Genomic DNA, 6,435 nt, shown 5'->3' with positions numbered 1-6,435 from the left:
GGCATCATCATACTATCAAAGTTCCTATCGCGGGAGAGGGGGTAGATCGAAGTGAAATTAAAAAATCTGTGACCAATTCAAAATAAAATCTTGTCTATAAAAACTTCAGGGACGTTGCCTAATAATTATTTTTTTTTTCATTATTGGAAAGTTAAAATGGACGAGGGGAGGAATTTAGCATAGTGTTGTTTAATAGCAATACTTGTTTAAAAAACATTTAAAATTTAAGCCGCTTAAAGTACCTAGCAAGAGATAGCGCGCTTCTTTCTAGAAAAGGTACTATCCCTTGAAGAGTACTTACAACTGAAGCCTTAATGAGTAGTTTTATTACCAAAAAGCCAATCCATACTCACATCAAGCTCATCAGCGATTTTCTGCATGTAGGTTGAATCCACTGTAACGATACCATTTAATAATGCTTCAGTTTTGAATTTAGGCAGATTAAACAGTTTAGAACAAACTTGCACCCGTTCCGTCATCAGGGTTGGAACACCAAGTTCGTCAAGCTCATTATTTAAACGTTCAGTAAGTTTTTTATTGGACATGATAGGTCTCCCAGTTCTTTGCTTTTCATCAGTGTAAAACAGCAAAGCTTAAGGAGGTATTAAGGATTAAATCTTTACAAAAAAATTACGATAACGACAAAAAGCGCCTCAGCAATGGAGGCGCTAAAAGTATGAAATATCTAATTATTTTTTAAACTTAAAATAAGTAGATAAATTGAGTCGCTTCCCTAAAATATCATTAGCAAGCTCGTCTATTCGCATGGCCAGATCTTCAATCGCGCCGAGGGCTTCTTCGTTTCCTGCTAATAATTGCTCCAGCATTTCTTTTAATCCACGCTCATCCTGGTTAAAGCCTAGATATTTTGGATTGCTAATAAGAACGGCATCTAAGCTAAAGCCAGTTTTAACGTTTAAACTCATAGAAACCATAGCATCAGTAATCATCACTTCCTCAATGGATTTATATTCTGGAAGTTTATTGAGATCTATTTTCATGGAAAATAAAGCAGTTAAACCAATATAATTTCCTTCAGCATCCTGAGTGATTGAGGTTACATCCCCTTTAACCGAGACCGCATCTTCATATTCACGGACAAAGTCACTTACGATTTGCTCAATGAGTTCAGCCGCACCTGGTACTAAATCATTAATTTGATCTTGAGAAATAATCTGGGTGAGATCAGTGCTTAAAGAGCCTTTAAAGGTAGTTTTAGGTAGCTCATTTTCATAATTGTAACTTAGGTTATCTAATTTAAGTTCGAATATATTTTGTTGACCTACTTGGCGATAGAGGGCATGAAGAGCGAGATTGTTAGTACGTTCGGCACTTAGTTCAAGCTTATCAAAAACTAATTGAGCAATCGTGGTCTGATTTTGAAAGGGACTCAATAATTCAGCTACTTGCGAGTTTAGTTGCTCTAGAGAATCATTGTGAGCGAATGCAGCGGCAATTAAACTAAAACTTAGACCTACAGACATAAAAAGTTTTTTCATAAACACTCCAAAGGTAAGTAAAACAGAATTTAGCAAAAGACAAGCGGTAGGTTTTAATTAGCCCTAGAGAAGAGGTTGATATATCCCTACATACACCCTTTAACATCCTGTTTAGTAAATTCAAAACTGCTTTGTAAAAGTACAAAGAGGATAAATCCAGCGAGCTACTCTAACAAAAAAAGGTGATGGTTACCAGAAAAATCAGGGTTAACTAAGATTCTATTTGTATAAATAATTTTGCTTATGCTGCTAAAATTGCAGTCCTTGTAGGCTCTGCAAATGCTTTGCTCTGTGGTTCAGGGGTATTATAAAACCCATGCTTTTGCCGCGCTAGCTTTAGATCTGCTGCACTCACCTGAGGAAGTTCTAGTTTAGTTAGGCGGGCTAACTGCTGTTCTTGTTGCGCCAGTAGATGATTAAATCGTAAGCTATTTGCTTTTATTTCGTTTGCCGTTTCTGACAACTGTTGCCCAGAGACTGCTAAACCTTTAACAATCATATCAAATTGCATCTCTTGATCATTAATGAAACGATCTAACTTTTGGAAAAACTGATCACGGCGGTGCTGGTCGCCTAGCGCTTCTTGACCTAGCACCTGCACAGCATTTTTTAATGTTTGGGTGACTCGCTGCGCTTTGTCTACCTCTACAGCTAAGAGTTTTTTTACCTCGTCTAATTCACCAATAGCTGCCGCTAATTGCTGTTGATTTTCTTGGTAGGCTAGGGTTGTCTCGTCTAATAAAGTCTGGTTTTTATTTAATAAGAGGGTTTGTTCACTGACGGTGCTATCAATAGTAAGAATGGTAGTTTTTAATTGTGCTTGCACGCTAAGGAGTTCTTTTTGGTTTTGATCTAAAGAGTGGTTAGAATTTGCTAAGCGTTGTGTTTCCTCTTGTAACTCGCCACATCTGCTCACGAGTAATTCGTTGCGCTCTTTTATTGTTTGCACCTCTTCTCCCAATTGTTGGTTCAAGCTTTCTAAGTTTTTAAGTATGGTTCCTAAAAGTTGCATAAGGCCTTGGACAGTCGCTTTAATTTCTGCGGTTTGCAATTGCTGTTGTTGTACATGATTTTCTACTAAGAATAAGGATAGACTAGCAAAAATTACTAGGCTTAATCCTACTAATGCTAAGCCGCTCACTTGGCAAATAAGGCCAATTATCAGTGGAAAACAAACAATCGAGGCCACTGTAATTTTTTGCCACCAAGGCGACTGATGCCACGTTAGGGACGCCTTAGTAAAAATGCTCGAATGACTGGTGAGTGAATCAAGGCAGGCTAACAATCGCTTTTGGGCAAAATCCAATTGCTCATGCAGATCACTCGGTTTTTTAATAGTTTGTGATAGAGGCGATAGAGGATTTGTTCCATTGAAAGGGGAGGTTATTGTCATTCATCATATCCTTATAGTCCGTGATTATTCCCTAAGTTGGCTTATTACTGTCCATTCTATCGGATCATCACTATTCAGTCATCTCCTTAAGTAAGAAAAAAATAATGACTGAATTAGGTTGCTGCGATAAAATTCTTAGCTCAGGGAAGTTACGTTGATAAAGGATTATTATGCCAAGGAGCGAACAGTTAAGTCAGGCCCAGTTATTTCCGGGTAAAATAAAAACCCTGACTCTTAAAATACCCTCCCTTTTTCAAAAAAATAACGCAAAAGAACTAGTTGCACGCTTTATTTTATTCCTTGAAGCCAGGCCTCTATGGCAAAAAATAATGGGAGGACTTTTTTTTTCCCTACCTATGCTGATAACGGGAATCGTTTTATCACTAACGAGTCTGCTGGTGGTGGGCGCCTGTGGTTTGGTTTTTTCCTCTTTTGCTATTGCTCTGTTTGAATATTATAAAAAACAACATACAGAGGATACTCAAGCTCAACAGCAAGGTATTAACTTAATTAATGATGAGCTTAGTCAGCTAAGCGATGAGCTAAATTCCTTCTCTAAAGAACTCGACCATTATCAAAGCTCGGCCTTAGGTGATAAAACGGTTGCCTTGGCTAAGCTAAGCACCCTTAATGGAGAAAAACAACAATTAGAGTCATCCTTAAGCGACCTAAGTGGGCGAAATAAGGTATTAACGCAAATTAATGAGTCCTTAATGGGTGAGAACCAAGCCTTACGTGCTGTGGTGGCAGAAAAAATTCGCTTGTTAGTGCGAAATGATCAACGGATTGCTGAATTAGAACGGGATTTACTGGCTAAGTTTGAGGAAAAGACCCAATTATTACTCGAGTTAGAAAAGTATAAGCACTTAGAGCTTTCTTTAAGGGAGCGTATCCAAACCTTAGTGGTGGACCAGGGAAAGCAAAATGAACATGCACTCCAGCAAGGGAAGCAAATTGAGCGCTGCGAGAGGGAGTTGGCTTCCCTATTAAAGCAACGGCGCTATTTAGTCTTCAACATAAAGACCAAGGAAAGGGACATTGCAAGTCTCGTTCTTAGCAAGCAAAACCTTGAAGGAGAACTTGCCAAAAGTGTGATTGAGCAGGAACAATTAAGGCTAATTATCAGCGAGCTGCAACATCAGCAGGGGCAATTAAAATCGCGTATTAAAAATTTAAATCTAGAGCTCTTTGAAAACTACCTAAGTCAGGAAAAAAAGCAATTATGTATTAATAGCTTGTTAAATGCAGGTAGTGTATTGCAGAAACACAATGACTTGCTTGTGCTGCAATTAGAAAAATTAGCCCAAGAAAATAAGCTTTTAATGAGCACGGTAGCCTCCCTTAGGCAAGTGGAAAGCGAATTGCAAAAGGCTAAGTCTAAACTGCAAGAAGTTATTACCGGTTTACAAGGACAAATAAAAGAACAAAATACTTTGCTTGATAGCCGCAAAGAACAATTAGAGACGGCATTAGCCGATTATCAGCGAACCAAGGACCAGCTTGATGAGACGGTGGCTGATTTAGCCCTAGTTAAACAGGGCATGATAACCGAAGTCGATAAAGTAAAGCAGACCCAAGTAATTTTAACTAACTTGGTTAGTAATTTATCTAAGGCAGCTATTAAAGGGGAAGAAAATAACAGTAATTTTTTAACCCAGCTTCAGGATTTGCTCACAAAAAAAGAGCAAGGGTTTCAACAAATTGCTGCCGAGGCCTTAGGGGTTAATCAGCGTTTAACAGCAATAAGCCAAGGGTTTGAAGAGTGCGTTTTGCGTCATAAACGATTATTGCAAGTGCAAGAGCATTACCTGCAGCAAGTTGCCCATTCGTCCCTAAGCTTTTTTGCAGCTCCTAGTGAGGTTGATTCAGGGATGAAGCCACAAAATTACGTTCCCCCGCCGCTCTTAGTATCTTAGGCAACTATTGGGAAGAAATTCATTAATTAGCGTGGCACTCCTATACTTAGTTTAAGTAAGGTAATGTGCAGATTAAATGAAAACAAAATCGGCTAAGTTGTATACTAAAAATAAAGAGCGCTTTGACTTATCGTCTTACCCGCTGTTAGACGTGCAACAAGCATTGCAGCATATTGGCAGTGAAGCGGTCTTAGCCCAAATGTTATTATTTATGATTAAGATTTCCTTACCTGAGGATCTTTTGATGCTCCAAAAGGTCTATGCTGCCGGTGATTGGCAAGAGGTGCAAAATATTGCCCATAAAATTAAAGGGGGCGCGGTCTACGTCGGTACAGTAAGGCTTAAAATGGCTTGTCAACTGCTTGAGCGTGCGGAGCATGTTCACGATGCCGGATGCTTAGAATCTTTGTATCAGCAAGTAGTATTCGTCATCGAGGAAAGCAAGAAGGCGATAGGGGAATGGCTGCAAAATAAAGGACGTGTAAACATTTTCCCTCAAGCTTAGGTTTCGCCCTACTGAATCGTTTTGCCGGATAAAGGTTGGGCCATAGCCCAACCCAGAATAAATGGTGAATTAGCTCGATTTGGCAGCACATTTATCACAAGTACTGTTAGCCTTATCGCAGGTGCATTTTTGTTCGCTGGTTGCTTTTGTTGCATCGTTTTTATTAGCGTTGCAGCCACAAGCGAAGCTATTCATTGAAAAAGAAACCAGACAAAGCGCTACTAAACATAATTTTTTCATCATTAACCTCAATATTGAAAACCGGTTCAGCATCCTAACATTGCCTCATTGAATTGCAAATACACCGGCCCTATTTTTTTAAGTACAAATCCTAAGACTTTGAATTTTAGTTGCTTTATAAAGCGGGTTGCTTAGGATTTTAATTAGCTTTAGGTTCGTTTTGGCGTGTAAAAGGTGTTGACTAATATAGCTGCTTAACTTTTTATGTTATACTTCCTAGATGAAAATTTTCAGCCTAATTCTTTTTTTAGCGACGAATCTTGGTTATGCTTTTTCTTGCTATGAGCCCCAAGTAATTCATCAAAAACCTATCCAATTTGATAATGAGCGGATGCAATTAACCCGTAAATATCAATTAAGTCACTACGGCATTAATTCTAAATCGATTACCATTGAGCCTAAGATCATTGTCTTACATTGGACCTGTATTGCCTCGCTTAAAACTACCTTTCGTATTTTTAATTCCCCCGCTTTACCCGCGAATTCGCCCCGACGTAAGGAATTACCTGATGATTTAAATGTTTCGAGCCATTTTTTAGTGGATAAGGATGGAACGATTTATCAGTTAATGCCTGATAATTGGATGGCACGTCATGTCATTGGTTTAAATCATAATGCTATTGGTATTGAAAACATCGGTGGTATTGACGGTCGAGATGACTTGACTGAGGCACAAGTAAAGGCAAATGCGTTTCTCGTCTGCCATTTAAAACAGAAATATCCCAACATCCGTTATCTGATCGGTCATAACGAGTATTTGCAATTTAAAAATACTCCTTTATGGTTAGAAAAAGATCCCAATTATCAAACCGACAAAACCGATCCTGGTCCGAGCTTTGTCAACAAGGTGAAAAAACTGATTGCTGCCTCTTAAGCTTACAG

7 protein-coding genes are annotated in these 6,435 nt (G+C 38.7%); 3 read left to right on the top strand and 4 right to left on the bottom strand.

Annotated elements, in window-relative coordinates; all coding sequences use genetic code 11:
• Window positions 1–311: 311 nt before the first annotated feature.
• From ELY15_RS05105 to ELY15_RS05095, 3 genes are all read right to left on the bottom strand, one after another.
• Window positions 312–545, bottom strand: a complete 234-nt coding sequence (locus ELY15_RS05105; RefSeq protein ID WP_127098580.1) for a hypothetical protein — start codon at window positions 543–545, stop codon at window positions 312–314.
• A gap of 144 nt (window positions 546–689) precedes the next feature.
• Complete coding sequence (locus tag ELY15_RS05100; protein WP_127098579.1) at window positions 690–1,499, bottom strand: hypothetical protein; 810 nt, start codon at window positions 1,497–1,499, stop codon at window positions 690–692.
• A 241-nt stretch (window positions 1,500–1,740) separates the two neighbouring features.
• The gene (locus tag ELY15_RS05095) at window positions 1,741–2,892 is read right to left on the bottom strand and encodes a hypothetical protein (RefSeq protein WP_127098578.1); all 1,152 of its coding nucleotides are present in this window, start codon (window positions 2,890–2,892) and stop codon (window positions 1,741–1,743) included.
• Window positions 2,893–3,062: 170 nt separating this feature from the next.
• Here ELY15_RS05095 and ELY15_RS05090 point away from each other — a divergent pair, with 170 nt between their 5' ends.
• Both ELY15_RS05090 and ELY15_RS05085 read left to right on the top strand, forming a co-directional pair.
• Window positions 3,063–4,808, top strand: a complete 1,746-nt coding sequence (locus tag ELY15_RS05090; protein WP_127098577.1) for a hypothetical protein — start codon at window positions 3,063–3,065, stop codon at window positions 4,806–4,808.
• 76 nt (window positions 4,809–4,884) lie between these two features.
• Entirely contained in the window at window positions 4,885–5,313 is a 429-nt protein-coding gene (locus ELY15_RS05085; RefSeq protein ID WP_127098576.1) for an Hpt domain-containing protein, read from the top strand.
• Between the two features lie 69 nt (window positions 5,314–5,382).
• Here the strand turns inward: ELY15_RS05085 and ELY15_RS16055 are convergent, their stop codons facing one another.
• Window positions 5,383–5,556 (bottom strand): hypothetical protein, encoded by a 174-nt coding sequence (locus ELY15_RS16055; protein ID WP_158617413.1) that lies wholly within the window; start codon window positions 5,554–5,556, stop codon window positions 5,383–5,385.
• Between the two features lie 217 nt (window positions 5,557–5,773).
• Between ELY15_RS16055 and ELY15_RS05080 the strand changes: the two genes are divergently transcribed.
• The gene (locus tag ELY15_RS05080; protein ID WP_127098575.1) at window positions 5,774–6,427 is read left to right on the top strand and encodes an N-acetylmuramoyl-L-alanine amidase; all 654 of its coding nucleotides are present in this window, start codon (window positions 5,774–5,776) and stop codon (window positions 6,425–6,427) included.
• Window positions 6,428–6,435: the final 8 nt, after the last annotated feature.

It is taken from the genome of Legionella sp. km772, from assembly GCF_003989735.1.
In the GTDB taxonomy this organism is placed as follows: domain Bacteria; phylum Pseudomonadota; class Gammaproteobacteria; order Legionellales; family Legionellaceae; genus Legionella.
This window is presented reverse-complemented; position numbering and strand designations above follow the sequence as displayed.